This is a genomic window from Psychrobacillus sp. FSL H8-0483, from assembly GCF_038637725.1.
Classification (GTDB): domain Bacteria; phylum Bacillota; class Bacilli; order Bacillales_A; family Planococcaceae; genus Psychrobacillus.
Genome location: NZ_CP152052.1, coordinates 563,276 through 590,072, shown reverse-complemented (window position 1 = coordinate 590,072; position 26,797 = coordinate 563,276). Strand labels below are relative to the sequence as shown.

The 26,797-nt window shown below is 36.4% G+C and carries 22 protein-coding genes; 8 read left to right on the top strand and 14 right to left on the bottom strand.

Features of this window, described 5'->3' with window-relative positions; genetic code table 11:
• Window positions 1-23 precede the first annotated feature (23 nt).
• The gene (locus MHB48_RS02810) at window positions 24-596 is read right to left on the bottom strand and encodes a nitroreductase (protein WP_342600053.1); all 573 of its coding nucleotides are present in this window, start codon (window positions 594-596) and stop codon (window positions 24-26) included.
• Between the two features lie 451 nt (window positions 597-1,047).
• On the opposite strand from MHB48_RS02810, the gene MHB48_RS02805 reads away from it, so the two are divergent.
• Window positions 1,048-1,614, top strand: coding sequence for a glycerol-3-phosphate acyltransferase (locus tag MHB48_RS02805; protein ID WP_342600052.1), 567 nt, complete (start codon window positions 1,048-1,050; stop codon window positions 1,612-1,614).
• Between the two features lie 101 nt (window positions 1,615-1,715).
• Complete coding sequence (locus MHB48_RS02800; protein WP_342600051.1) at window positions 1,716-2,567, top strand: DegV family protein; 852 nt, start codon at window positions 1,716-1,718, stop codon at window positions 2,565-2,567.
• Window positions 2,568-2,932: 365 nt separating this feature from the next.
• Here MHB48_RS02800 and MHB48_RS02795 read toward each other — a convergent pair whose 3' ends face one another.
• Entirely contained in the window at window positions 2,933-3,424 is a 492-nt protein-coding gene (locus MHB48_RS02795) for an amidase domain-containing protein (RefSeq protein WP_342600050.1), read from the bottom strand.
• Between the two features lie 116 nt (window positions 3,425-3,540).
• Here MHB48_RS02795 and MHB48_RS02790 point away from each other — a divergent pair, with 116 nt between their 5' ends.
• On the top strand, window positions 3,541-4,563 hold the full coding sequence (locus MHB48_RS02790) for a DUF2804 domain-containing protein (RefSeq protein ID WP_342600049.1): 1,023 nt from the start codon (window positions 3,541-3,543) through the stop codon (window positions 4,561-4,563).
• 154 nt (window positions 4,564-4,717) lie between these two features.
• Here MHB48_RS02790 and MHB48_RS02785 read toward each other — a convergent pair whose 3' ends face one another.
• Window positions 4,718-5,761, bottom strand: coding sequence for an NAD(P)/FAD-dependent oxidoreductase (locus MHB48_RS02785; protein WP_342600048.1), 1,044 nt, complete (start codon window positions 5,759-5,761; stop codon window positions 4,718-4,720).
• Between the two features lie 118 nt (window positions 5,762-5,879).
• On the opposite strand from MHB48_RS02785, the gene MHB48_RS02780 reads away from it, so the two are divergent.
• From MHB48_RS02780 to MHB48_RS02765, 4 genes are all read left to right on the top strand, one after another.
• Window positions 5,880-6,671 carry an ABC transporter ATP-binding protein gene (locus tag MHB48_RS02780; protein ID WP_342600047.1) on the top strand — a complete coding sequence of 264 codons (792 nt, stop codon included), beginning with the start codon at window positions 5,880-5,882 and terminating at the stop codon, window positions 6,669-6,671.
• 3 nt (window positions 6,672-6,674) lie between these two features.
• Entirely contained in the window at window positions 6,675-7,607 is a 933-nt protein-coding gene (locus MHB48_RS02775) for an ABC transporter substrate-binding protein (protein ID WP_342600046.1), read from the top strand.
• Window positions 7,608-7,669: 62 nt separating this feature from the next.
• Window positions 7,670-8,668: an iron ABC transporter permease gene (locus MHB48_RS02770; protein WP_342600045.1), complete on the top strand. Its 999-nt coding sequence runs from the start codon at window positions 7,670-7,672 to the stop codon at window positions 8,666-8,668.
• Window positions 8,665-9,672: an iron ABC transporter permease gene (locus MHB48_RS02765; protein ID WP_342600044.1), complete on the top strand. Its 1,008-nt coding sequence runs from the start codon at window positions 8,665-8,667 to the stop codon at window positions 9,670-9,672. The genes MHB48_RS02770 and MHB48_RS02765 overlap by 4 nt, the downstream gene beginning before the upstream one ends.
• 122 nt (window positions 9,673-9,794) lie before the next feature.
• Here the strand turns inward: MHB48_RS02765 and MHB48_RS02760 are convergent, their stop codons facing one another.
• The 6 genes from MHB48_RS02760 to MHB48_RS02735 form a co-directional block, all read right to left on the bottom strand.
• Window positions 9,795-10,520 carry a glycerophosphodiester phosphodiesterase gene (locus MHB48_RS02760; RefSeq protein ID WP_342600043.1) on the bottom strand — a complete coding sequence of 242 codons (726 nt, stop codon included), beginning with the start codon at window positions 10,518-10,520 and terminating at the stop codon, window positions 9,795-9,797.
• 237 nt (window positions 10,521-10,757) lie between these two features.
• A complete protein-coding gene (locus MHB48_RS02755; RefSeq protein WP_340917606.1) occupies window positions 10,758-10,925 on the bottom strand; it encodes a hypothetical protein in 168 nt (55 codons plus the stop codon).
• Between the two features lie 1,532 nt (window positions 10,926-12,457).
• Window positions 12,458-13,324, bottom strand: coding sequence for a GNAT family N-acetyltransferase (locus MHB48_RS02750; RefSeq protein WP_342600042.1), 867 nt, complete (start codon window positions 13,322-13,324; stop codon window positions 12,458-12,460).
• Window positions 13,325-13,334: 10 nt separating this feature from the next.
• Window positions 13,335-15,155 (bottom strand): ABC transporter ATP-binding protein, encoded by a 1,821-nt coding sequence (locus MHB48_RS02745; RefSeq protein ID WP_342601285.1) that lies wholly within the window; start codon window positions 15,153-15,155, stop codon window positions 13,335-13,337.
• On the bottom strand, window positions 15,139-16,875 hold the full coding sequence (locus MHB48_RS02740; protein WP_342600041.1) for an ABC transporter ATP-binding protein: 1,737 nt from the start codon (window positions 16,873-16,875) through the stop codon (window positions 15,139-15,141). The genes MHB48_RS02745 and MHB48_RS02740 overlap by 17 nt, the downstream gene beginning before the upstream one ends.
• Window positions 16,876-16,982: 107 nt before the next feature.
• The gene (locus MHB48_RS02735) at window positions 16,983-17,897 is read right to left on the bottom strand and encodes an EamA family transporter (protein ID WP_342600040.1); all 915 of its coding nucleotides are present in this window, start codon (window positions 17,895-17,897) and stop codon (window positions 16,983-16,985) included.
• Between the two features lie 256 nt (window positions 17,898-18,153).
• Between MHB48_RS02735 and MHB48_RS02730 the strand changes: the two genes are divergently transcribed.
• On the top strand, window positions 18,154-20,172 hold the full coding sequence (locus MHB48_RS02730; RefSeq protein ID WP_342600039.1) for an EAL domain-containing protein: 2,019 nt from the start codon (window positions 18,154-18,156) through the stop codon (window positions 20,170-20,172).
• A 284-nt stretch (window positions 20,173-20,456) separates the two neighbouring features.
• Here MHB48_RS02730 and MHB48_RS02725 read toward each other — a convergent pair whose 3' ends face one another.
• The 5 genes from MHB48_RS02725 to MHB48_RS02705 all read right to left on the bottom strand — a co-directional run bounded on the left by MHB48_RS02725 (window position 20,457) and on the right by MHB48_RS02705 (window position 26,791).
• Window positions 20,457-20,906, bottom strand: coding sequence for a threonine/serine exporter family protein (locus tag MHB48_RS02725; protein WP_342600038.1), 450 nt, complete (start codon window positions 20,904-20,906; stop codon window positions 20,457-20,459).
• Window positions 20,907-20,918: 12 nt separating this feature from the next.
• Window positions 20,919-21,659 (bottom strand): threonine/serine exporter family protein, encoded by a 741-nt coding sequence (locus tag MHB48_RS02720; RefSeq protein ID WP_342600037.1) that lies wholly within the window; start codon window positions 21,657-21,659, stop codon window positions 20,919-20,921.
• A 232-nt stretch (window positions 21,660-21,891) separates the two neighbouring features.
• A complete protein-coding gene (locus MHB48_RS02715) occupies window positions 21,892-24,051 on the bottom strand; it encodes a beta-propeller domain-containing protein (protein ID WP_342600036.1) in 2,160 nt (719 codons plus the stop codon).
• Window positions 24,052-24,278: 227 nt separating this feature from the next.
• The gene (locus MHB48_RS02710; RefSeq protein WP_342600035.1) at window positions 24,279-25,472 is read right to left on the bottom strand and encodes an acyl-CoA dehydrogenase family protein; all 1,194 of its coding nucleotides are present in this window, start codon (window positions 25,470-25,472) and stop codon (window positions 24,279-24,281) included.
• Between the two features lie 2 nt (window positions 25,473-25,474).
• Window positions 25,475-26,791 carry a saccharopine dehydrogenase C-terminal domain-containing protein gene (locus MHB48_RS02705; protein WP_342600034.1) on the bottom strand — a complete coding sequence of 439 codons (1,317 nt, stop codon included), beginning with the start codon at window positions 26,789-26,791 and terminating at the stop codon, window positions 25,475-25,477.
• Between the last annotated feature and the right edge of the window lie 6 nt (window positions 26,792-26,797).

The window sequence follows — 26,797 nt, the reverse complement described above, 5'->3', positions numbered from 1 at the left end:
AAGAGATAGCCACTTACTTATTCTTATTCTCCAAATATAGTCACTAGTTGCTCGACACTTTTACGAGGTTTTGGTTTTGGCATTTCATCAAAATAACCAACTTGAAGCATACTAATAATACGTTCTCCTTGTTGTACACCAAGAGCTTCACGGAATTTAGGATTATCTAAAAATGCAGGTGTTTTCCAGCATGATCCAATCCCACGATCCCAGGCAAGTAACTGGATGTTTTGGATAAGCATACTTGCTGCTCCAAAGTCCTCTAAGCGTTCTTTTTGACGCGGATCCTCTGGCACAATGACAAATATGTACCCGCCAGGATTCGTAAATTTCTTCATTTGCTTCTCTAGGTCATCTTCAGATAATTCTCTCCATTTGGGCAGTGCGAATTCTCTCAATAGCTCATGCAATTCTGAATTTTCTTTTCCACAAGCGATAACAAAACGCCAAGGCTCTCTTAATTGATGATTGGCAGCCCAGAAAGAATCTTCCATAATGGACAGTAATAATTCTCTTTCCACTGGTTGGCCATTAAATGCTTTAATCGATCTTCTTTGAATAATTGCGTCGCGAACAGTTAATGATTGCTCTATCATGTTATGATAACTCCCTTTTTTCTTCATTCATAATTACTAACATCATACCAATTTATTCCGTACATTAAAAGAGGGACAACCTTCACAATAAGTAACCTGGTTTTTTCCATTACCCTTGGATGCATAGAATGCTTGATACAAGTGGTTCTTAATAAACTTATGACTTTCCGTAGTAGCATAAGAAAAATATTTGTTGAAAAATTAACTAAAGCTGCATGCCGTTTTCGATTACATGCTAAAATTAATACATATATTATGTAAAGAATAATTAATACTATTACTAGGTATCTAGGTTATCTTACCAGTAAAACATTCTTGTGCCAATTTTAGCTTCTCCATTTATCACAACTGCCATTCAACTGGATGCGCTTTACAAGAAGCAAATAATAAATATATGGTTCAAGTTGTGTTAACTCGCTTATTATTCATACACATATTTGGAGGTGATCGAATGCTTCTATACTGGTTTTTTAGTTACTTTATTGGCACTTTCCTAACCGCTTGGTGGATTGGCAAATGGAAAAAAACAGACTTACGTAAAATGCGCAGTGGAAATTTAGGTGCTAGAAACGCGGGCGCTGTCCTTGGAAAATCTGCGTTTTTATTAACCTTTTTAGGTGATGCACTAAAAGGAGTTTTCGTTCTATTCATTGGCTTTTATTATAGTTTTCCCGCTGTAATTATTGCAACTGGTGGATTTTGGGTTATTGTAGGGCACTTGTATCCTTTTTGGTTAAAATGGAAAGGTGGAAAAGGAATTGCTACTTTTGTTGGGGTCGCACTTCTCTTTAATCCATCGTTATTTGGGATTATGGCGGCTATTTTCATCTTTTTCATTGCTATATTAAGAAGTGCTACCTTAAGTATGATTATCGCGTTTAGTGCATACGCTATTTTATGTTGGGTAATTCCTACTTTTTGGAGTGCATGGCCTCTTTCACTTGCTGTTATCATTATTCTCATTCGCCATCGATTTGATATAGTTGAATCTTGGGATGAACGTTGGTGGAAAAAATAACGATAACTATTATCCATTCCATAACATTTGAGGAATAAAATGAAACACTACTATGCTATAATTATTATAAATTAAATAATAAATTAGATAGGATGTTCAGAATGATTATGAAAAAAATTGCTTGGGTAGTAGATAGTAGTGCATATGTAAATACCCTTTTAAAAAATCATCCGGATGTTTATGTCATTCCCCTTAATATTCACTTTGGTCATGAGCAGTTTGTTGATGGCGTTGACCTAACTCCTGAACAGCTTTATGATCGTATTCGAAATGGTTCTGATTCAGTCAAAACTTCTCAACCATCTGCTGGTGAATTTGCGGAGCTTTATACGAAGCTTAGTACGGAATACGAATCTATTATTGCTGTCCATGTTTCTAATAGTTTAAGTGGAACGATATCTTCTTCACAAAGCGGTGCTCAGATAGCTCAAGTACAAGTAGAATGTGTCGATTCCCTTTCTTTATCAGCTGGCATAACAGGACTAGTTGTAAAAGGACTCCATTTGCAAGAGCAAGGCTTATCATTTGAAGAAATTGCAGCTCAGTTAAGAACAGAAGCAACTAAATTTCGAAATTTCATTCTAATTGGCAACTTAACGCAGCTTTATAAAGGCGGAAGATTAAGTAGTGCACAGTTTTACTTAGGTAGTTTATTGAAAATCAAGCCAATTATTCAAATTAATAATAAAGGCGAACTACAAGAGCTTGATAAAGTAAGGTCTTATAAAAAGGCAATACAGTATTTAATTAATAAAGTTGTTGAATCCGTACAACAAGAAGAAACAAAAACAGTATACATTATGCATGCGAATGCTCTAGAACAAGCAGAAAGTTTGAAAGAAGCTATTTTACTTCAAGCACCTAATGTCGAATTAGTTATTGGAGAAATTAGCACCTCTTTAGCAGTTCATGCAGGGGAAGAAACAATTGCAGTCCTTTGGTACTTGCCATAAATGAGACAAATGCAAGCTACTATGTAGAAATGTTTATACTTTCTTTTCTATTGAAAAAGGGTAACTAAGAAAATTTTTAGTTACCCTTTTTGTTTTTCGCTTGAATCAATTTCATAATTCCAAATTACATGAAAAAACACGAACAATACTAAAGGAAACTAAAAATAGTTGATTTCCGCTATAGGCGGACGCTTTCCGCGGGGTGAGCGATAAGCCATCAACGCCGCTTACGCGTCGTTTGTGATGGCTTATCTGTCTCACTCATCCCGCTGGAGTCGCCGCCTGCCGTTTCAATCAACAAAGTGATAAATGTTCGTATTTTAATAACAAAGTGCTATTTATGAAATTAACTCACTTATTTCCCATTAAAAATGATCCTTAACATGGATAAATACATACTTCGTATTTGGTGTATGTGCATAGGAGTCCATATAATTCCAAAACCTATCTTTACTATTGTTTGTGTGTGCGTTTACATAGGGCATGCCATCTTGAATACTTGTTACAATTGTAGAATGATCGTATCTCCCATCTCCTTCAAAATCATAAAAAATAAGATCTCCTAAAAGAAGTTTAGTTGGCGAGTCTACCTGCGTTCCTTGTAATCCAATTGTGGAACCTGCAAAGTACCACCGTAATGAATGAGGAGTGCTCCAGCTAAGGCTCCACGTATTATTCCCTAACCACCACCCCTTCATTCTATTAGGTTGACCTCGCATAGGAGCACCACCTGCAAACAAACATTGAGAAATATAATTTGTACAATCGTCATCAAATACAGGAAACTTCGGATTATTGCTATTCCACCATTTTTGTGCATAGGCTACCGCAGCTTCTCGGTTATACGTTGTTGCCAATTTTCCACCTCCTTCTATTTTGTTTATATGTTTTGCGTGAAATAATATGCTAGTATTAATCTAAATAAAATAATTTTACATCGAAGAATTCTACTTTAAAGAAAGGAAGATGGCTAATGCGGCAGCATGCAGAGAAAGAAATTACAGTAGCGACTTTGCTATGTGATGAAAAAGGAAATTTGAATCCAAAAGCGATTGGATATGCAAAAAAACCACTCATCCAAAGTAACTTGAAAGGTCACTATATGCGGAAGAAAAAGTGGAATTACTGGTGTGTATTTGGAGATGAAATCCTCTTTTCTGCAACAATTAGTCATTTAGATTTTGCAGCTGTTTGTTATGTATACTTTTTAAATTATGAAACGCAGAGATATGTAGAAAAAACGATTACGATTCCCTTAGGGAATAAAATAAAAATGGCTTCCAACGTATTAGAGAGCATTCAGTTTCATTCAAAAGAAATGTCTATTCAACTTTTATATATTCAAAATGAAACACATATGACCGTGACAATACCTGACTTTGATGGCGACCTATTACATGCGGACTTACATATTTCGCATCCACCAGAAGATGAATCGTTGAATGTTGTAATCCCTTGGAACCGCACTCAATTTCAATTTACAGCGAAGCATCATTTATTACCTACTACTGGATTTGTAAAAGTAGGAGATGCTCGCTACACTTTCCAAGCAGAGGATAATTTCTCTGTACTCGATTACGGTAGAGGGGTTTGGCCACGTAAAGCTACATGGAATTGGGGGTTTGCTTCTCAGCGGGTAGGATCTAGGAGAATTGGATTAAACTTTGGTGGCAAATGGACAGATGGTACGGGTATGACTGAGAATGCCATTATTGTAGACGGCAAACTAACAAAAATTCATGAGGACTTATTGTTTACTTATAATACAAATGATTTTATGCAGCCTTGGAAAATAAAAACTAAATTTTCAAAGGACGTGAACTTAACCTTCACCCCCTTCTTCCATCGTATTGCCAAAACGGATGCAAAACTTGTGACCTCAGAAGTCCATCAAATGATGGGGTATTACAACGGGAACATTCAGTTAGAAAATGGGCCAACACTTCATATTCAACAGCTACTCGGATGTATTGAAGAGCATAAAGCTAAATGGTAAAAAAAGCTGAGCGAATTGCTCAGCTTTTCTCATTTTACGGCTCTGTTAAATTATATTGTTGTTATTTCGTAGAATCTGCTTGCTATTCGCGGGACTCTGGGCGGATTTTTCCGCAAATTATATGCTAAGAAACAACAGTAAAATATAACATCGCTTATTTTATAAGTTCTTTTATCATTTTTTTGTTTCTTTCTTTAAAGATTTCATTATGGGAAGAAACCATTGCTATTTCACTTGCATCTGGTTGAATAAATTGTTTTGCTTTGTTTACTGCATTTGCAGCATCTTGAAATGTTCCTGCTATCAGATGCAGCTTACCAGGATGAGCCAAAATATCACCCGCCGCATAAATACCTGCCACTGATGACTCACTCAAGCACGTACCGTCCACATAATAATCATCTTTAGTGGCGATTTGGACCGTACTATTACTCAGAAGCTCTGCGTCTCTTTCATATCCGTGATTAATAATGACTTCATCTATTTTTAAAAAGGACACTTCCCCAGTTTCATGATTTGTTAAGGCAACTCTCTCAATTTTATCATGGCTCTTAGAAGCAATTAATTTGGAAATAGATGTATTAAAAAAACATGTGGCAGAACTATCTAACAACTGCGTCACTTGCGCTTCATGACCATTTAATGCATCTTTTCGATATGTGACGTACACTTTTTTAGCAATAGGTTCCAGCTCATTTGCCCAGTCAATCGCAGCATTTCCTCCACCTGAAATAATAACCGTTTTATCCTTAAATCGTTGAATAGATTTCACGGTGTAATTTAAGTTACTTAATTCAAAACGCTCTGCACCTTCAATATTAAGCTTCAATGGATTCAGAATTCCCCCACCAATTGCAAGAATAATCGTTTTGGAAAAATGCATTTGTCCAGATGCGGTTTTCAAGCAGAAAATTTGCTGATCATCTCTTGTAACAGACTCGACTTTCTCATTTAACACTACCTCTGGATCAAAAGTTAATCCTTGTTGTACTAACTGACCAATTAATCGCTCCCCTGAAATAGGCGGTTGCCCTCCAACATCCCAAATCATTTTCTCTGGATATACATGTATTTTTCCGCCTAAGTGAGGTTGAAACTCAATAATTTTTGTTTTCAATTCCCGTAATCCGCTATAGAAAGCTGCATATAATCCAGCTGGTCCTCCGCCAATAATCGTTACGTCCATTATTTCATTCATTTTTTAGTCTCCTAAAATATATATATTGACATTAATCTTTTATTAAAATATAGTTACTTATGCGATAATGATAATCGTTATCACTTATTAATGCAATAATAAAGTTTGGAGGTTCAACATGGTTCGCTTATGCACAGATGATTTATCTATTGGTTACGGAGAACGTTTAATAGTGAAAGAACTATCTGTTCAAATACCTGATCAACAGATTACAACCATTATTGGCCCGAACGGATGTGGAAAATCTACTCTTTTAAAAGCTATTACTCGAATAATTTCTCATCAGTCTGGCTCCATCTTATTAGATGGGAAGAGTGTTACAAAACAAAATACGAAACAACTTGCAAAAAAAATGGCAATCTTGCCACAAACACCAGAGAGTGCAGCAGGTCTTACAGTTGGTGAGCTTGTTTCTTATGGACGTTTTCCTTATCAAACTGGTTTTGGACGTCTCACGACAAAAGATTATGAAATGATTGAGTGGGCTCTCGAAGTAACCGGAACACTTGATTTCAAATACTATCCTGTAGATTCACTATCAGGAGGACAACGCCAGCGTGTTTGGATTGCAATGGCTCTTGCCCAAGAAACAGAGATCATTTTTTTAGATGAACCAACTACTTATTTAGATATGGCTCATCAATTAGAAGTGCTCGAACTTCTACAAAAACTCAATCGAGAAGAAAAACGCACGATTGTTATGGTTTTACATGATCTCAATCAAGCAGCCCGCTTTGCTGACTATATTATTGCTCTTAAGGCTGGACAAATTGTGAAAGCAGGTACCTGTGAGGAAGTTATTACACAAGATGTATTACGAGATGTCTTCCAAATAGATGCTGAAATTGGATTGGATCCAAGAACAAATAAACCAATGTGTACTACATATAATTTACTTAAGGGAGAATAAAAAATGAAAAAGCTTTTACTACCAATGTTATTTTTATTTGTACTAGTATTAACTGCATGTAATAACGAATCCACTGAAACGAAAACAAACACTACATCTAACGATAAAAAAGAAGAGTCTACTACTATTACTTATCAGTCAGAAGAAGGCCCGATTGAAGTCCCTGCTGATCCACAACGTGTAGTTGTTGTATCCTCATTTGCAGGTAACGTTGCTGCCCTTGGTGTTAATTTGGTTGGGGTGGATTCTTGGTCTAAAAAAAACCCACGATATGATAGCTTTTTAAAAGATGTGGAAGAAGTATCTGATGAAAACTTAGAGAAAATTATTGAACTTGATCCAGACTTAATAATTGGACTTTCTACAGCACAAAATTTAGATAAGTTAAAAGAAATCGCACCTACTGTAACATTTACTTATGGTAAAGTAGATTATTTAACACAACAATTAGAGATTGGAAAACTACTAAATAAAGAAAAAGAAGCTCAAGATTGGATTAATGACTTTGAAAAACGCACAAAGGCTGCTGGAGAAGAAATTAAAGCTGCTATTGGTGAAGATGCTACCGTATCGGTAATCGAAAACTTTGACAAACAATTATATGTATATGGTAATAACTGGGGTCGTGGAACGGAAATTCTTTATCAAGCAATGGGCTTAAAAATGCCTAAAAAAGTAGAAGAAACGGCTTTAGCTCCTGGATATTATGCATTGTCGTTAGAAGTACTTCCTGAATTTGCAGGAGATTATGTAATTTTAAGTAAATCAGCAGCTACAGACAACTCATTCCAAGAAACAGAAACTTATAAAAATATTCCCGCTGTAAAAAATAATCGAGTTTTTGAAGCTCCAATGGAAGAATTTTACTTCAACGATCCACTTACATTAGATTATCAGCTTGAATTCTTCAAAGAACACTTTTTAAACAGTAAATAATGGTCGAGGAGGAATTCGAGTCTTGGATTCCTCCCTTCTTTATTATAGAAAGGAAACGAACGATGAAATCTTCTATTCTTTTTAGTATAAAGTTCATAATCGGATTATCTTTACTTTTTGCTATGTTTATCGTTGCTATGGTTTTTGGAGCAGCGGAAACCTCCATTCAAGATGTGTGGAATGCTTTATTTTCTAATTTGAAAAGTGATCAGATAAATTTACTTCGTGAAATTCGTTTTCCTAGAGAAGTTGGAGCTATCGTTGTTGGAGCTGCGCTTGCTGTTTCAGGAGCTATTATGCAAGGTATTACTCGGAATCCTCTTGCTGACCCTGGACTACTAGGGCTTACCTCAGGAGCGAATGCTGCACTAGCGATAACACTAGCATTACTTCCTACTACTAACTATTTAGGAATCACAATTGCCTGCTTTATTGGTGCTGCAGTAGGTGCCATTATGGTATTTAGTATTGGTGCAATAAAAAAAGGAGGATTTTCTCCTTTACGAATTGTGCTTGCTGGTGCGGCAGTTTCTGCGTTTTTATATGCAGTCGCAGATGGAGTTGGGATTTATTTCAAAGTTTCAAAAGACATCTCCATGTGGACTGCAGGAGGTCTAATTGGAACGAATTGGAGCCAACTGAATATTATAATTCCTTTTATTAGTATTGGTATTTTAATATCTCTCTTACTTTCAAGACAGTTAACCATTTTAAGTCTAAACGAAGAAGTTGCCGTTGGATTAGGTCAGAAAACTGTTCAAATCAAATTAATTTTGTTTTTCGTCGTAATATTACTAGCTGGAGCGTCCGTAGCACTTGTAGGTAATATGGCATTTGTTGGGTTAATGGTACCTCATATCGTTCGGGCGATTGTTGGAACTGATTATCGTTTTATCATTCCTATGTCTGTCATTGTTGGGGCTATTCTTATGCTAGTTGCCGACACACTCGGAAGAACGATTAACATTCCTTATGAAACGCCTGTTGCAGCAATAATTGCAATAATGGGGTTACCTTTCTTCCTACTCATTGTTCGTAAAGGAGGAGGCGCATTCCAATGATTCAAAAAAAGCTCATTCGCAAACAACGATTGATTGTTGTCATATTATCTTTCCTAGTTCTAGCCACTGCCATTATTAGCGCTGGCATTGGTTACTCTTCTTTGTCTTTTGATCGTCTTTTACCTACTCTCCTAGGACATGGTACGTTTAAAGAAGAATTTGTATTGTTTTCCGTTCGTTTACCGCGTATTGTTATTACACTCCTTGCTGGAATGGCACTCGCATTGTCTGGTGCAATTTTACAGGGGATTACGCGGAATGATTTGGCTGATCCAGGTATTATCGGTATAAACTCTGGTGCTGGTGTAGCAATTTCATTGTTTTTCTTATTTTTCCCTATTCAACCGGAATCTTTCGTATATATGCTTCCTTTCGTGGCATTTATCGGGGCTTTACTTACGGCATTCTTTATTTACCTACTTTCATACAATCGAAAAGTAGGTTTACAGCCAGTACGATTAGTTCTTGTAGGGATAGGATTTTCAATGGCTTTGTCTGGATTAATGATTGTTATTATCTCATCAGCTGAACGCCAAAAAGTTGATTTTATCTCTAAATGGTTAGCAGGTAATATTTGGGGGGCTGATTGGCCATTTGTTTTAGCCCTACTACCATGGCTAATTGTTCTTATCCCATTTATTTTTTACAAAGCAAATAAGTTAAATTTACTCGGATTAAGTGAACCAGTTGCGGTAGGTGTTGGGGTATCGATTGAGAAGGAAAGAATTGTTCTATTACTTGCTGCAGTAGCACTTGCAGCTTCTGCGGTTTCGGTTACAGGTGGGATTGCATTTATAGGATTGATGGCGCCGCATATTGCGAAATCATTAGTCGGTCCTAGATATCAATTGTTTTTACCTGTTGCGATTTTAATCGGTGGTTGGCTTTTACTATTTGCAGATACGATTGGTCGAAATGTAATCGAACCAAATGGCATTCCTGCAGGAGTAATGGTTGCTTTGATAGGAGCACCGTATTTTATGTATTTATTGATGAAAAAATGAAGAGTTAGTTGGAGAACACTCTATTCTCCCTATAGTTTGAAAAAAATAAGGATGTCTCATCAGTCGTTTGAATTCTGACTAATGGGACATCCTCTTTTTATTAATGTAGCGAACTATGGAAATTAATTTAATATATTCAAATGACGGTACATTTTCTCTGGATAATCTGTGAAAATTGCATCTACGCCTATTTCTTTCAGCGTATCTGCATAGAGTTCCTCGTTTACCGTGAATACACGGACCTTTCTTCCACTAGCAACTACCTCTTGTCCCATTGGACGAAGAACTGTTGGAAAAAATGCATGCACTGCGTCTGCTCCTACAACTTTTGCGTATTCATGTGGGGCAATCATTACTTCCACAAACAAGATAGCCGTTTCGATTTGAGGAGCTATTTTTTTAAAGTTTCTAACCATTTCATGATTGAAAGAAGAAATAACAACACGTTCCTCTAATCTGTAATCCTTCAGCATTTGTAAAACTTTCTGCTCCATTCCATCATAAGGAAAAATATCTGATTTTAACTCAATATTAAGATGATGATGCGTATCTTTAAATACATATAATACTTCTCTTAGAGTAGGAATTGTTTCTCCTTTAAATTTAGGAGAAAAGCCTTTACCAACATCATAGTGTTTTAGTTCTGCAAGCGTCATATCCTTAATAAAACCTTTTCCATTTGATGTGCGATCAATGGATTCATCATGAATGACTACAAGCTCCCCATCCTTCGTCATATGAACATCAAACTCTACACCATATACAGGAAGCACTGCTGCAGCTCTAAATGCAGCTATTGTATTTTCCGGATGCGTCCCAGACGAACCTCTGTGTGCATAAACTTTCAAATGAAGGCCTCCCATCAATTTATTCTTCATTTCTTTATATATTCTCTATTATACACAGTTAGAAAATAATAAAAACGCCATCTCCATAAGGGAAATGACGTATGATTCAAAATTTCCCTCGGTGTATTTGAGTCAACAGGAATTTGTTCACTCACGTATTGCCGCAAAAGTTCTTTTGGGGGTCTTAACTAGAAATCCCCGATTCAGCATTGGTTAAACCCTGCTGAATAAAGTTAGCTATTCTCTTGGTGGAATCGGGATATACTTCTTCTTTGGTGGACGCGCTTTTTTCAATAAAAACCATTGCAAACTAGTGCGTACTTTTTGTCTCACATAAGTGAATCGTATAGCATTCAACCGTTTATTCGAAACTTTCATTGTTACATTGCGTTCGTTTAAACCCAATAGTATCTCTCCTTTTCGATTGAACAATCTCTTCACCATTCATCCTATAACAAGTTTATGAAAATAATAGGTGTGTTATGTTTAGTCTTTGTAAATGTGATTCTTATTATCACACGTGATTAACCAAAAGTACCCAGTAAATTGCAGTGATAACACACTAGGCACTCTATGTATAGGTGCTTTTAAAGTGCGGGGAACTGAACGAGTTCTACACCATTACCTGGATTTCTTGATACGAAATAGATGCGACAAAGTCACATCCCTCCTCATTTTTTCGATGATCATGTGGTAGTCGTTCGTCCGTCACTCTCCATAGCTACTTGTAATAGTAGTGCCAAAGCTTTTGGAAATGAAAGAATAGGCCCTACAGTAAGCAGCCAAAGATGCAATTTTGGCTGCTCAGTCCTTCTCTATCGTATTTCCACCTTTTCGATTGGAAGGAAGTGTCCCTTTTCTATATAGCATCCCCATATTGCCGCTTTGCAAAAATAAGCAAGGAACGCCTGATAGAAAGCGATAGAATTAGCGAGAAATACTCTTCAAAACACCATGAACACTAGGTTCGCAGTAGTCTAATTTCATATACTTTCTTTTAAGAAAAGCGTAAGCGCTCTCTAAGTACAAAACCTGTTTTGTATAGTTTTCGGAGGTCTTTGGACAGACTTATTGCTATATCATTACCGATTGATTTTTAAGCGAGGCTGGTCGTGACAGATGTCACGACCAGCCTCTCTTTTCTCGGTAATCATATCGAGTTTGTCTGTCCGTCGCCCTCCTTTAACAGTACGAATAAGGTTAAAAATTTTTTGGATAATTAGTGAAAAGATGCTTTCCAGCTCATAAAGCTTCAGAGGAGGACAGTCTAAGTTCGCGACTTCGTGGTGCTCCTGCGCAAAGCTCGTCGCAAAATAAAAGAACATTTCGCAACGACTGCCTGACCCGCATCGTGCGGGCCTCCGAAGATGCAATTTCGGTTGCTCTAGTGCTCCTCTATACAATAGATGCTAACTATTTTTTGGTCATATACTCTTTTACCAGTAGAAGAAAATTAGCAGAAATGCTCTTCTTAAAGATTCTTGCTAGCTAACAGGTCCATCCCCTCTACCTTACCTTGTATACAATCCACTGCATTTTCCTATCGGTCAAAGTACCAGTGACTTTATGCACTCAAAAACTATATACTTTCTTATCTTTTAGTTGTCCTTTCTTTTATGATTGATTTGAAAACATTTACTTGATTGTAGTGGAAGGCGGCGACTCCAGCGGAGGCCAACAGGATGTTGGTCACGAAGGCGTTGCCACATGAGGTGGCGCACTTAGCCTTCGTTCCTTTTTAAACACTCTGTGGGAATATCACATTTCTCACTTTTTAGGTGATGGCTCATCGCTCACCCCGCGGAAAGCGTCCGCCTGCAACGGAAATCAACAGTAGTATTGAATCGATCTTTTTCTCCAAAATATCTGAAACACTGGATTTATGGAACGAAAAATTAAATACTTTCTTATTCTTCAAAAAAGGATGACCCAGTGGGTCATCCTTTTCGATAGAAATGTGTGAAGTTGATTGTTTTAAACCCTACTTTTTTATAAACAGAAATTGCATCTTCGTTGTCTGTTTCCACATCTAGCAACACTTCTGCCTTTCCCAAACGATGAGCTTCATTTTTAGACCAATTTAATATACTAGTTGCTATTCCTCTCCCACGTGCTTTTTCATGCACTGCAAGGCCCGTAACCCATAGTTTCTCGGTTTCTTCCACAATCGAAACAGTTCCTACTACTTCCTTATTAATTAAAGCAAGCATCATTTTACGATTGGGAGTTTGCGTATTAAATGCGATAAGCTCTCTTGCTTCTTCCTCCGTATCTCCAAATGCACTTGCTAACACTTCAATTAGCTCCAATTCTTCTGATGAATATGGGGTAATTTCGATTTCACTGATCATTTCACTTTCTACTGCGTCCGCTGCCATCGTTCTTTCCGAGAAGTCATGAACATATCCAAATTTGCTTATTAATTGTTGTCCCGCTTTCGAAGCTTTTGGTACCAACGCTATATCTTCCATTGCTCCCCTAAGGTCTAGATTTCTTGTAAGCTCCTTTATTAGTTGCTCCCCGATGCCTTGTCTTCGCACATTTGGTAAAACAACTGCACTCCACTCAAAATCTAATGTTGCTATTCGATCTATGGCAGATATTACACCCACTAATTTATCCGTGTCATCATCGTAAGCCAATACACAAAATCCCTTTAGAAAAGAATCGGATAGCTCATCAACACTTAATAATGCAGCGTAATCTACTTGATCTTCTATAAACGCACAATGAATTAACTCTTGTATTTCTTTCAAAGTATCGGTATCTACCGGAATCGACACTGTCATAATAGATATGTCCATACTTTCCTCCTTATATTTTTGAATTTGTAAGCATGCTGTAATATCGCCCTTGCTTTTGTAATAACTCTTCTTGCGATCCCGATTCTACTAGTTTTCCACTTTCCATAACAAATACTAAATCCGCTTTACGTACAGTATTTAATCGATGAGCAATAACGAAACTAGTGCGACCTTCCATTAAACGTTCCAGTGCTTCTTGTATTTTTAGTTCAGTTACTGTATCAATACTAGATGTCGCTTCATCTAATAACAGTATGGCAGGATCAGCTACAAGCGCTCGAGCAATCGATAATAATTGCTTTTGTCCTTGGCTAATTTCTCCACCATCTGCTGTTAAAGTCGTATCATATCCATTAGGTAACTTCATGATGAATTCATGTGCATTTGCTTCTTTGGCAGCATGTAATACTTCTTCATCTGTTGCATTTAATTTTCCGTATCGAATATTTTCTTTCACAGTCATTTCAAACAGAAATGGATCTTGTAATACAAATGCTGTTTGGCTGCGTAAAGTTTGCCTTGGCAACTTTTCCATAGGAATATCATCTATTAAAATTGTTCCTTCATTTACTTCATAAAAGCGCGAAAGTAACTGCATGATGGTTGTTTTCCCTGCACCAGTTGCTCCAACTAAAGCAGCAGTTTTCCCTGCTCCTACATGGAAAGAGACTTGCTCGATCGTCGGGCTTTCATCGTCTCTATTGTACCGAAATGTTACATCCTCAAACGTCACATTTCCTTTCAGTTTATAGTCTTTATTTTCTTCTGCTTGATCTAATTCTGCAGGTTCATCGATAATTGCAAACACACGCTCAGCCCCTGCAATTGCAGAAAGGACCGTATTAAATTGATTTGCTAAATCATTTAGAGGGCGAGTGAACTGACGGGCATACTCTGTGAAGATCACGATTTCTCCAATTGTTACTTGATCATAATATGCTAATATACCACCGGCAGCAGCTACCAACGTAAAGCTTATATTATTTAATAGATTCATTACTTTTGGAATAAAGCCTGAGTACGTTAATGCCCAGAATCCTGTTGTTTTCAAGCGTTCACTTTTTACTGAAAACTCTTCTAGCATACGACTTTCCTGCGAGAATGCTTTGACGATTCGTTGACCAGAAATCGTCTCTTCAATCATCCCATTTAATGCTCCAACTGCCTGCTGCTGCTCTTTAAACAGTTTAGAGGTACGTCTCGTAATCCAGCGCATTCCAAAATACATGAAAGGTACAATAATAAGCGTAATAGCTGTTAATAGCGGACTTAATAGAAGCATCACGCCCGTCGTTCCAACTAATGTTAGGATACTTGAAAATACTTGTATAAAGGAGGTATTCAATGTTTGACTGACATTTTCAATATCATTTGTCATTCGACTCATTAGTTCTCCGTGCTGTCGTTTATCAAAAAAGGTTACTGGAAGTTTTTGAAGATGATCAAATAAACCAGTCCGTAGTCTGTATATTGTTTGCTGTGAAATACCAATCATCCAATAATTTTGTAAATACATTGTGACCGATAAAAAGACATACACAATGATCAATATACCAATCATATTTACTAATCCTGCAAAAATACTTTTCGAAATATATTGGTCTATAATAATACCGATTATATAAGGTCCTAGTAGCGCTAAAGCAGAACTGACTACAACTAAGAGCAGTACAACAATTAATAAAAAACGCTGTTCATCTACTAGCTTCCAAATTCGACTAAGAACGCTTCTCCAGTCAGAAGCTTTCTCCACTTTCTTATTATTATCCTTCTTCAAATCTTCCTTTGTAATAACAGGTTCATATCCAAAAGGTTTACGAATGAATTTCATCATACTCGTCTCCCTCCTGCTGTGATTCTGCAATTTCTCTATATAAAGAGGAGCTTTCCATCAGTTGTTCGTGCGTACCATATGCCGAAACTTCGCCTTCTTCTAATAGAAGAATTTGATCGGCCCCTTTAGCAGTTCTAATTTTTTGTGTAATGACCAGCATTGTTGCTTTTTCTTGTTCTAAGGCTTCCCATAATGCATTTTCCGTCGACACATCTAGCGCACTTGTACTATCATCTAACAGTAAAATCTCTGGTTTTCTCACTAATGCACGCGCAATAGAGAGTCTTTGCTTTTGCCCACCAGATAAATTGACTCCTTTTTGACCAACTCTTGTATCATATTGATCTGGAAATTGCTCAATAGAATTGTGAATTTGCGCTTGTTTAGCAGCCTCTTTCAGTAATTCTTCCGTTGCAGTTGAGTCACCCCAACCTAAATTTTCTTCAATGCTTCCTGTAAAGAGAATCGATTGCTGGGGAACTAACCCAATTACTTGTCTTAATTCCTTTAAAGACCAATCCTTCACTTCAACCCCATCGATGAAAATCTCACCTTCTGTTGCATCAAAAAAACGTGGAATTAAGTTCAATAATGTAGACTTTCCAGAACCTGTCGCTCCCATAATCGCAAGTTTAGAACCAGGCTTAACCGTGAAGGATACATTCTTCAAAACGGGAGCATCTGTCGTAGGATAATGAAAAGAAACATGTTGAAATTCAATTTCACCTATTCCAGGAATAGCTTCCTTTAAGTCTGAGCTAAAGTCTTCTATTCCTTCTTCTTCGATTAATACTTCTTCCATACGTTCAGCTGAAGCTTTTGCTCTTGAGAAAAATATGATGATGAAGGCGAACATGGAAAAAGCACCTGTCATACGCATGGCGTAATTGACTATCGCGACAAGTTCTCCCATCTGCGCTCCCCCAGTTTGAATCTCTTTTGCTCCAAACCAAAGAACAGCCATTAAACTCACATTCATCACAAATAAAAGAACAGGTAATATTAACTCCATAATGCGGAATGCCTTCACATTATCCATTTTCAGTGTATCTGCAACTGTAGCAAATCGAGTTGATTCAAAATTGCCACGCAAATAGGCTTTTATTAAACGAACTGCTTGGAGATTTTCTTGAATTTTACGGGTAACTTGGTCTACACTTTTTTGTACTTTCCCAAAAAGGGTTAAACCTTTGCGACTCATCGCATACAGGAAAATAACTAAAAATGGTGTGCCGATTACAAGAAACATAGCTAAATAAGGATGTACAAAAAAGGACATGATGATACTTCCAACGACTACTAAAGGAGAACGAAGCATTATTCGAAGCCCCATAAATATGACGTTTTGTGTAATTGTTACATCCGTTGTTAGTCGTGTAATTAGGCTCGATGAAGGAAACTTTAGAAAAGTGGCCATTGTAAACGATTGAACCTTTCTAAATAGTGCTTGGCGTATGTCAAATCCATAGCTCTGCACCGTGTGAGAGGCGATAAATGTGTTTATGATTCCGGCAAAAAAAGCAATAACCGAAAGTAGAAGCATGATACTTCCCCAAAAAATAATCGTTTGCTGGTCACCTGCTAGAATACCATCATCAATAATTATTGCTATTAATAATGGTTGAACAAGTTCCACAGAAAGTTCGATTAGCATAAACAATAATGCAGTAACAACCAGCCACTTATAAGGCGATAAATAAGATAATACAGTTTTCACAATTACAACACCCCTAGATTCTTCGTCACTCGAATTAATCCTCTGTAAAACCTATTATGCCATATTCTTCTATTAAGATATAGAAAAAGGTTGCTTCATTATTAAAGTCATTTTCTCCTTTTAAATTCCCATTTTATTTCTCCTGCAACGGTTAGCCATGTGACAAATAAAAGCATTACTATTACTCCTATGTACTGCCAAGCTCCAAGTATTTGACCAAACCAAATGACCGATATAATCATAGCTGTTAATGGCTCTACACTTGATAAGATACTAGTTTCTACTGCTGTTATGTATTTCATACTCGATAAGAAGAGAACAAAAGCAATAGTACCTACAATAATAATGCATAACACCATTATATTTATTGGGTAATGTACAAGTTGATCCCACTCATTCGAACGCCATGATCCTGAAATAATTGCAAGTGTTACTCCTCCTATTAACATTCCCCACCCTACAACGACTAGCACTCCCCATTCTTTCATGAGTCGTGCTGGATACACCGTATAAATAGAAAACGTAACACCTACAGCTAACCCCCAAATTAATGCTTCGTTACTTATTAATAGTTGATCCAACTTTGCATTGGTTAGTAATAAAAACAATCCAACTAGCGTTCCAATAATACCAATTATTTGATATTTAGGGGGGTACATTTTATTTTTCCATGAAACAAATAAAATGATATAGATAGGTCCTAAGAATTGAAGTAAGGTTGCAATTGATGCATTACTTTCCTCAATTGCTGCTACGAACGTATATTGGACACCGAGCATTCCAAACACACCAAAAATAAGTAGTTGCTTCAGCCAAATAGTTTCTTTCCATATTGCAAAGATTTGTTTTCTCTGTAACTTCAAAAAGACTAATATACATATTCCAGCAGCAATTAGTCGAATAGTAAGGAAGTAAGAAATAGACAAATTACTATTGTTTAATACCCACTCCATCATCGGACCTGTTGCACCCCACATCATAGAACCCACTATAATAAGTAGTATGCCTTTCCAACGCTCCATTTACATCACCTTTTTCTCTTTTTTCAATAGTAAATTACATTGTTGTTATTTGGTAGAATCCGCTTGCTTTCCGCGGGAGTCTGCCGCAAATTATATGCTAAAAACAACAGTAAGATATAACAGCGCTTTCCATATAAATATACAAGGTATTTTAGCCTATAAAACAAATGCGCATGAATATATTGTTCTAGACTAATGACTATTTTCACTAAATTCTATATAATTAATAATAGTTAATTATATGGAGGCCGTGAATATGTATCTAAATGAAGAATTAATAGATTTAAGTAACACTGTGTTAAAACATTTACCTTATCCTACCTTTATAACAGATATAGATGGTCATATTATATGGTGGAGTAGTGAGGCAGAAAAACAATTTGGCTATCACTTTGATGATTTAAAAGGGTTAAAGTTACCGATATTTAATGAGTATACTAATGGACACCTATCCGCCAAATGGGAAACAATAGTACAAAATGTAGATCCCGTTCGTTTGAATCCAGTTGTTATTTATTCTAAAGATAGAGAAACTACTAAGACTTCTCTCATTGCAAAATCTTTCTCCATAGACGATAAATCTTATGTTTTATTTCAAATAGAGTCCAATACAATTCAAAATCAAGATTATTCATTTTTAGAATTACAGCTCCTGAAAAAAGGATTATCGGATTCTTTTATGGTCCTTTATTTAGACAATGAAGGACTTATTATTCATGCCAATGAATCGTTTCTAAAGAAAAGTAACTGGACACCTAAACGTATATTAGGAAAATCATTTTGGCAACTCTTCCCTAATACACCTGATCATATTAGCATTGCAGATGAAATTATCCATACTATCCAAAAAGGAAACAAGTTCCAGGGTACTGTCGAAAAAATGACAAAAGATGGTCTTAACTATTGGGTGAACATACTTGCAATACCGATTACCGATACTGAAAATAATACGCTTTACTATTTGTTATTGGAAGAAGAAATTACAGAAAAAAAATTATTACAATCTAGACTTGAGCAAATAGCTTATGTAGATACGGAAACAGGATTAATGAGTAGACATCGTTTAGAAGAAGTTGTCACGGAATATATTGAAGATAACAAACATTTTTCTTTTGTTTTTATTAGTATCGATCAATTCTATACCTTAAAAGATATCTTTAACGATCAAACGAAATCTCTTTTGTTGATCGAGTTTACTAAAAGATTGAAGATCTATTTCGAAGATTCCATTATAGCTCGAGCGGATGGAGATGATTTTGCACTCATTACACCTTTAAGTGATTGGTATATACAGGGATTTGTGAACTTTTTAAAACAAAATCCTATCTATCTAGACAGTAGAGTTATTCCTATCACAGTTAGTGGAGCCATTACAAGATTCCCTGAAGATCAACAATCTTACTTACATTTATTAAAAGCAACCAATTCTACTATCCAAAAAGTAAAACTAGAAGGTGGAGGAATGATTTCGAGTCTTTCCCAATCAGACCACTACAAGCTCACTCGAAGAATTCAAATCGAAAAAAGATTACTAGTAGCACTTAATCATAATGATTTGCATGTTATGTATTTACCACAACGAGATCTGGCGATAGGCAAAATTACTGCTGTAGAAGCGCTTGTACGTTGGGAAGATGATGTCCTTGGTGTTGTTCCTCCTGATGAGTTAATACCAATTGCAGAAGAGACTGGTTTAATTAATGATATCGGTACTTTTATTCTTGAGAAGTCCTGTGAGCAAGCCGCTATTTGGCAGCAACAAGGTATCCCAGTAAAAGTAAGTTTTAACTCTTCCATTCGAGAATTTCGAGATAAAAACATGGTAAAAACCATTCGAAAAGTTTTGAAAAAGTATAATTGCTCACCTGAATTAATACAAATTGAATTTACGGAAAAGTTTGCTTTGGAAGCAGAAGCAGAGAAATCAATCATTCAACAAATGCAAACGCTTAAGGAAGAAGGAATAGTTTTCATTTTGGATGATTTCGGAACAGGCTATGCCTCGCTAAGATATTTGCAGCTTCTTCCTATTAAAAAGTTAAAAATTGATAAATCGTTTGTAAGTTCCATTACTCAACAGGAAAAACTGCAAAAACTCGTACAAGGTTTAATCTATTTCGGACAATCTCTAAACGTCGGAGTAGTTGCAGAAGGAGTAGAAACGAAAGAACAGTATGATTTATTAACCCAAATGGGCTGTGACTCTGTCCAAGGCTATTATATTAGTCAGCCCATATCAGCTAAAGAAGTGGAAATGCTGCTTAAACTTAACTAAGAAAAGCGCAAGTGCCCTTTAAGTGCAATACCTGTTTGCAGACATTTCCGGATTGCTTTGGAATGGACTTTAGCTGCATCATTACCGAGCAATTTTAAAGAGAGGAGAATCGTGACTAGCGTCACGATCCTCCTCTCACTTTTTCGGTAATCTTGTGGCTTTTTGTCCATCCATCGCCCTCTTACAACTTTAGTCAACAGGTTAGTACTATTTTGGATAACGAGAGAATAAATTCTTACTTATCCTTTAGCTAAAAAAACCGTGAGTAAAGGATTTCCTTTTTCTCACGGTTTTAATTTTAATTTTCCTATAACTTTTACCCAAATTTGTGTAATAATTTCTGCAAAAACTAATCCCATTGCAATTGACCCCGAAATCATTAATGCTAGTGCTGCATATTCTACGGCTACTCCATAGTCTTTTTCCACCACATTGCGCATTGCATTATACGCTGAGCCTCCTGGGACTAGAGGGATAATTCCTGCTACACTAAAAATAATCATTGGCATTTTAAACTTTTTAGCCATTAAATGCGCAACAAATGCAACAGAAAATGAACCAGCAAAGGAAGCAATCACTTGGTCATTATTTAAATGGTTTACAAAAGAATAAACTAGCCATCCGGTCATCCCTACAAGCCCACAGTAAAAGAGGGACTTTTTCGGTGCGTTAAATATTACTCCAAATGCCGAAGCAGCAATAAAGCTTAGTATTCCTTGCAATAAATATGTCATGTTAATTCCTCCTTACAGTGATAGTACGAGCGCTACTCCTGCGCCAATCGCAAAGGCTGTAAGAAACGCTTCAGCTCCCTTTGACAAACCCGATACAAAATGACCTGCCATTAGATCACGTACTGCATTCGTTATGAGTAATCCAGGAACAAGAGGCATAACGGAACCAATAATTATCTTATCTATTTCATACCCTAATCCATATGCTACGGAAAAAGTAGCCATCACACTTATAACTAAAGCTGCTAGGAACTCCGCAAAGAACTTAACTCTTGTTTTCTCTTCTAACATCTCAGCAACGGAGTATCCAACACCGCCCGCGATCATAGCTGAAGGAACATCAAACAAAGGGGCTCCAAATAACAACAAAAACGCTCCTGATGCTATGGAGGCAGCAATTATTTTAATCCAAAAGGGATATGTTTTATGCTCTTCATCAATTTTTTTTAGTTCTTCATATGCTTCTTCTAGTCTAATTTCTGCACTTGCTAATTTTCTGGAAACCCCATTTACAAGCGCAATCTTTTCTAAGTCAGTAGTCCTTTTATTTATCCTAACTAACCGAGTAGGTAGATTTTTGTTTCCACTAAAAATAATTCCAGTTGGTGTAACAAAACTTTGCGATTGGGTTAACTGCTGAGAGATCGCCATACGGTCCATCGTATCTTCTGCTCGATACGTCTCCGCTCCACTTTCCATCATTAAACGACCTGCCATTAAACAGCATTCTACAGCTAATTCATAGTCTGGCATCAATCGAAACACCTTCCTTCTACCATGTAAAGTAATCTTATCGAACGTTGCACGTAAATACAATCCAGACTAAACTTTATCACAAATTCCTCTCGTTCATCTAATGAAATATGTATGTATTAGATAAGTAAAATAGTCGTGTTCACACGTTTAACTTACATTTGCAATTTGAAGTTATCATTTTATTATTTCCCCAAAATAAAGAAAGTGACCTTTACAGTCACTTTCTCATCTAATATGCTAGTTTTCCAATTTCTTCATATGTGTTCAGGTTGTACCTTTTAATCTCTTTCATTGCAATTGTATATAAAGAGTCTTCTACATACAGTATACGTTGAATCATTTCTTCCCAGTCCTCGTAAAGCTGAGCTGGATTTTCTGGTTTTAATAAATCCCCTTTTAGAACAATTCCTTTTTCGGGTGTTATTTCATATATTAATGCACCATCTTGTTTAAATTGATTATATTCTTGCCCTTCTTCTTTCCCATATATCGAAAGTGGAAAGCCGTATAAATTTTTATCCCGATGTTGGAACAGTGCACGGTGATCATGTTGAATCGCTGAATAAGTTCCTTGTTCACCTATTATTTCTGTGTCCAATTCTTTCGGGTTTGCAAGATCCGTTACATCAAATAAAGATATTTTCATTCCTTCTGTCATGATAAGTGGTTCTTTACTTCCTTCTTGTGGAACTACTTTTGTTTCATAGCCAAATCCTATTAAGTGGGTTTCATCTAATGGATGTAAATAGTTGCTAAACCCAGGAATTTTTAATTCTCCCAATACTTTTGGTGCTGATGGAGTTGCGACATCAATTACAAATAGCGGATCTGTTTCCTTGAATGTCACCATATATGCTTTATCTCCCATAAATCTCGCGGAATAAATTCTTTCGTCTTTCGCTAAACCTGTTAAGGATCCAACTTGTTTCATTTTTTTATCTAATATAAACAAATTGTTTTCTGAAACCTCATTTTCATCCCATCGGTTACCTTTCGTCGTTACTACTCGGAAATATCCATCATGTTCATCCATTGAAAACTGATTTAGTATCGTTCCACTTAAACGACTTGATCCTACGAATTCTACAGACGTATTATTCAGAGCAAATTTAAATACTTCTGTATCCATTTTACCTGGATTCCAAATCATTTCCCGGGCATTTTGATTCGTGTTAGATGAATCATAATAAGTAGAAGTTAAATATAAGTTGTCTTGTGACATGTATAGTTGTTCACTTCCGCCTAAATATGCTTTCGTTATCACTTTATTTTCCAACAAATTTTCTACGTCAATAGCTGTAATGACACTATAATTGGCTACTAAAGTACTCGGTAAAATAGAGATATTTGAATAGCTCAGAGGCTTCGGTAACAAATACCTACTAGAATCATGTGTATATGGACGAAGCTCTACATCTTCATTTCCTTCCATAATCGAGTATCTTGGATAAACAGATGTTACGTAATAGAGTACGTTATCCGTCAAACGCGCACCAACCATATACCCCTCTGTCGCAATTTCTCTTAGTAGTTGAGGATGTTTTGGATTGGAAATATCATAGAAATACACTGTCGTCATTGAATCTATTGGTTGGTCTATTTTCTTCATTTCTTTTGTACTTTTTGATTCCGTTTCTTCTGTATTATCCTCTTCTATTACAAGAGGTATATTATTTTTTTGACCAATAACCATTAATGTTTTATCCGATAATAATAGTTGATTAGGATAAAAATCATTTGTAAATCTAATTTTTGCTTCTTCTTTCATGTTTACTGAATCTTTCACATTTACGATTACCACATTATTTTCACTTATAGAGAATATATGAGAACCGTTTGTTTTGACCATATCGGCCTCATCTACCCCTTCAACCTGATTATTTGTAGTAGAATAATCCCCACCTCGAGAACTGGAGGAGTCTTTAGCTTCTACACTTAAAACGGATGATTCTTCCGTTTCTGTAGTTACTAAATCTTCCTTCCCATTTCCTTGTACCTTTTTTACTAAATCAAAATAAGCAGTTAACTCTGCTCTGGAATTCACTGGTTGAATGTCTTCAAATACATTGAATTGAACTCTCGTTTTTCCCATTCCATACTTTTTTTTCATAAACATTGTATACGTTCCTTCGCTTAATCCCGGAATTTCGATGTACTTTCCATTGTCAGATAGTTCGTAATCTACATCAATTTTCTTTCCTTGCTGATTCTTTACATATATATCTCCTTTTTCCCAGTCAGCATTACTTATTGCTGAAGAAAATGTTGCATTAAATACTTGGTTAGACAATACTACGTTATGCGCATTTACCGATTGTTTCGTAGAATAAAACATACCCACCGCAATTAGTAGACATAACGCAATAATTGAAATAATCCACTTTTTCATTTAAAACACCCTCTCTATTACATTGTTATACCATTAGACTCAAAATTATCCAATAGGTTTCACTAGGTATTATATAAAATTAGAAAAAATATGTACAAACTATTTAGCAATACTAGAGATCTGATATCTTAACAGGAAACAGCTAAAAAATTCACATGAATAAAAAAAGCTCATTTTACAAATAAAAAAGGTTTTCCCGAGTCTTTACTCAAGAAAACCTTTTTCAATTACTCTTCAAATGGCCATTTAGGTAACATATGAGAGAGCGTTTTATCCACTCGGTAGCCAAGTACATATTCGGCTTGCATAATCGTATGAATTTCTCGCGTTCCTTCATATATAACTGGTGCTTTAGAATTTCGCAAATATCTTGCCACTGGATAATCATCTGAATAGCCATAGGCACCATGAATTTGGACTGCATCATCTGCAGCTTTGTTTGCAAAATCACATGCTTGCCACTTCGCAAGTGATGTTTCTCGTGTATTGCGAACGCCTTTATTTTTTAATTCACCTACACGATAAACGAGTAAGCGACTCATTTGAAGACCTGCTTCCATTTTCGCAATCATTTGCTGCACTAACTGATGTTTGCCAATTTCTTTACCAAACGTTTCTCGTTCATGGCAATATTTTACGCTTGCTTCTAAGCATGCTAGCGAAAGACCTGCTGCTCCTGCTGCTACCGTAAACCGTCCATTATCTAGTGCAGACATAGCGATTTTAAAGCCATCTCCTTCTTTTCCAAGAAGATTTTCTTTAGGTACTCGCATATTTTCAAAGAATATCTCGCCTGTATTTCCTGATTTAATACCGTATTTACCTTTAATTGCTTTAGAAGAGAAGCCCTCAAACGTCCGCTCCACGATAAAAGCACTGATTCCATGATGCTTCTTGGACTTATCAGTATAAGCAAAAACAATAAAGTGATCAGCAGCGTCACATAAAGATATCCATGTTTTTTGTCCATTAATAACATAGTCTTCGTCATCGAGTACTGCTGTTGTGGACATCGCAGCAACGTCTGATCCCGCCCCTGGTTCGGTTAATCCAAAAGCTCCAATTTTTTCTCCTTTTGCTTGAGAAATTAAATATTTTTGCTTCTGCTCTTCTGTGGCCCACTGCATTAATGTCATCGAATTTAGTCCAGTATGAACGGAAACTGCCGTTCGAAAAGCAGTATCTCCCCGTTCTAATTCTTCGCATACAATGGCAAGTGAATTGTAGTCCATGCCACTTCCGCCATACTTCTCTGGCACGCAAACTCCCATTAATCCAAGATCCGCTAGTTGTTTCCATATCGCTGGATCAAATGCTCCTTGTTGCTCCCATTCAGCAATATTTGGGATAATTTCATTATCTACAAACTGCCGAACTGTTTTGCGGAGAAGCACTTGTTCCTCTGAGAATTCAAAATTCATCTTTACTCACCTCTTGCTACAGTTTCTTTTATTTTTTCAATTTCTTTTATTTCTTCAATTTCTTTTTGTTCATCACTTTCACTTATTTCAATACTTTCTTTTATTTCATCACTCTCTTTTATTTCAATACTTTCTTTTATATCAATTTCTTTTAATTCATCATTCTCTTTTATTTTAATACTTTCTTTTATTAAAACTCCTCTTGCAGCCATTTCTTTAATATATAGATCTCCAGGGACGATGAGCTCAGGAGCAAAAACACCACGACTACTAATAACACCATTTCCAATCATTTGTGCAACTACTGAAATAGTATTAGCTGTTGCTCGAGCCATCGCTGTAACTCCAGAAAATGGATCTTTTTTTGTTGCCAATTCATACGTATATGTGGTGCTTGCTCCATCCTTTTTCCCTGCCACGATTACTCGAAGCAGAACTGCATCTTCTTTATCACCAAGTAACAATTGTGGAGTAAGTACCTCTTTTAATACGTCTCGTACTTTTACAAATATTCCTTCTGCCTTAACAACTTTGTTTTTATTCGTTAAACCTAAATCCACGAGCAATTTAAATTTATCCGCATGCCCTTTATAGCGTATTGTTTTGTATTCGAGTGTTTCAACATGTGAAAATGATTTAGATAGTGTAGACGTACCTCCAGCTGTATGAAAAGCCTCTAACTCTCCGTAATTGTCAAAGTAGATAGGTTCTACTTCCGTCAGTGACTCCACTTCTTGTAACTGACCATTTCGGATGACATGGGAAGGATCTGTATAATGATCAAACACCCCTTCTAGCGAAAAAACGATATTGTATTTGAATACTCCTTCAGGCTCTATTGGAATTCCACCAACGAATAAACGAATGCTTGTTAGTTCGTCCAGCTTACTTGCACCGTAACCCGCTAAAATATTAATCATTCCAGGTGCTACTCCTAAATCTGGAATAAGTGTAATTCCTCTTTCTTTCGCCTTATCATTAAGTGCGAGAACTGCATCTGTCGCGCCACCAATATGGCCCCCTAGATCAATGGAATGCACCCCAGCCTCTACCGCTAGACGCGCAACCTTTTCATTGAAGGAATAAAATAATGCATTAATCACAACATCCACTTTTCTCATTATCTGAAGTATATTTTCATCATCATTTGCATCTAATCTTAAAACTTCAATCTTTGCATTTTGCATTTTTTCTTTAAACATATTTGCTTGTCCAACATCTAAATCGCATAATAAAACCTTTTCTACATTAGGACTTAATATTAAATCTCGAGCTGCTTCTTTCCCCATTAATCCTGCACCTAATACTGCTACTTTCATGTTGGT

What these genes read in the sequence shown, in the direction of transcription:
- MHB48_RS02810 (WP_342600053.1), bottom strand. Translation starts at nt 596, where the DNA reads ATGATAGAGCAATCATTAACTGTTCGCGACGCAATTATTCAAAGAAGA.
- MHB48_RS02805 (WP_342600052.1), top strand. Translation starts at nt 1,048, where the DNA reads ATGCTTCTATACTGGTTTTTTAGTTACTTTATTGGCACTTTCCTAACC.
- MHB48_RS02800 (WP_342600051.1), top strand. Translation starts at nt 1,716, where the DNA reads ATGATTATGAAAAAAATTGCTTGGGTAGTAGATAGTAGTGCATATGTA.
- MHB48_RS02790 (WP_342600049.1), top strand. Translation starts at nt 3,541, where the DNA reads ATGCGGCAGCATGCAGAGAAAGAAATTACAGTAGCGACTTTGCTATGT.
- MHB48_RS02785 (WP_342600048.1), bottom strand. Translation starts at nt 5,761, where the DNA reads ATGAATGAAATAATGGACGTAACGATTATTGGCGGAGGACCAGCTGGA.
- MHB48_RS02780 (WP_342600047.1), top strand. Translation starts at nt 5,880, where the DNA reads ATGGTTCGCTTATGCACAGATGATTTATCTATTGGTTACGGAGAACGT.
- MHB48_RS02775 (WP_342600046.1), top strand. Translation starts at nt 6,675, where the DNA reads ATGAAAAAGCTTTTACTACCAATGTTATTTTTATTTGTACTAGTATTA.
- MHB48_RS02770 (WP_342600045.1), top strand. Translation starts at nt 7,670, where the DNA reads ATGAAATCTTCTATTCTTTTTAGTATAAAGTTCATAATCGGATTATCT.
- MHB48_RS02765 (WP_342600044.1), top strand. Translation starts at nt 8,665, where the DNA reads ATGATTCAAAAAAAGCTCATTCGCAAACAACGATTGATTGTTGTCATA.
- MHB48_RS02750 (WP_342600042.1), bottom strand. Translation starts at nt 13,324, where the DNA reads ATGGACATATCTATTATGACAGTGTCGATTCCGGTAGATACCGATACT.
- MHB48_RS02745 (WP_342601285.1), bottom strand. Translation starts at nt 15,155, where the DNA reads ATGAAATTCATTCGTAAACCTTTTGGATATGAACCTGTTATTACAAAG.
- MHB48_RS02735 (WP_342600040.1), bottom strand. Translation starts at nt 17,897, where the DNA reads ATGGAGCGTTGGAAAGGCATACTACTTATTATAGTGGGTTCTATGATG.
- MHB48_RS02730 (WP_342600039.1), top strand. Translation starts at nt 18,154, where the DNA reads ATGTATCTAAATGAAGAATTAATAGATTTAAGTAACACTGTGTTAAAA.
- MHB48_RS02725 (WP_342600038.1), bottom strand. Translation starts at nt 20,906, where the DNA reads ATGACATATTTATTGCAAGGAATACTAAGCTTTATTGCTGCTTCGGCA.
- MHB48_RS02720 (WP_342600037.1), bottom strand. Translation starts at nt 21,659, where the DNA reads ATGCCAGACTATGAATTAGCTGTAGAATGCTGTTTAATGGCAGGTCGT.
- MHB48_RS02715 (WP_342600036.1), bottom strand. Translation starts at nt 24,051, where the DNA reads ATGAAAAAGTGGATTATTTCAATTATTGCGTTATGTCTACTAATTGCG.
- MHB48_RS02710 (WP_342600035.1), bottom strand. Translation starts at nt 25,472, where the DNA reads ATGAATTTTGAATTCTCAGAGGAACAAGTGCTTCTCCGCAAAACAGTT.
- MHB48_RS02705 (WP_342600034.1), bottom strand. Translation starts at nt 26,791, where the DNA reads ATGAAAGTAGCAGTATTAGGTGCAGGATTAATGGGGAAAGAAGCAGCT.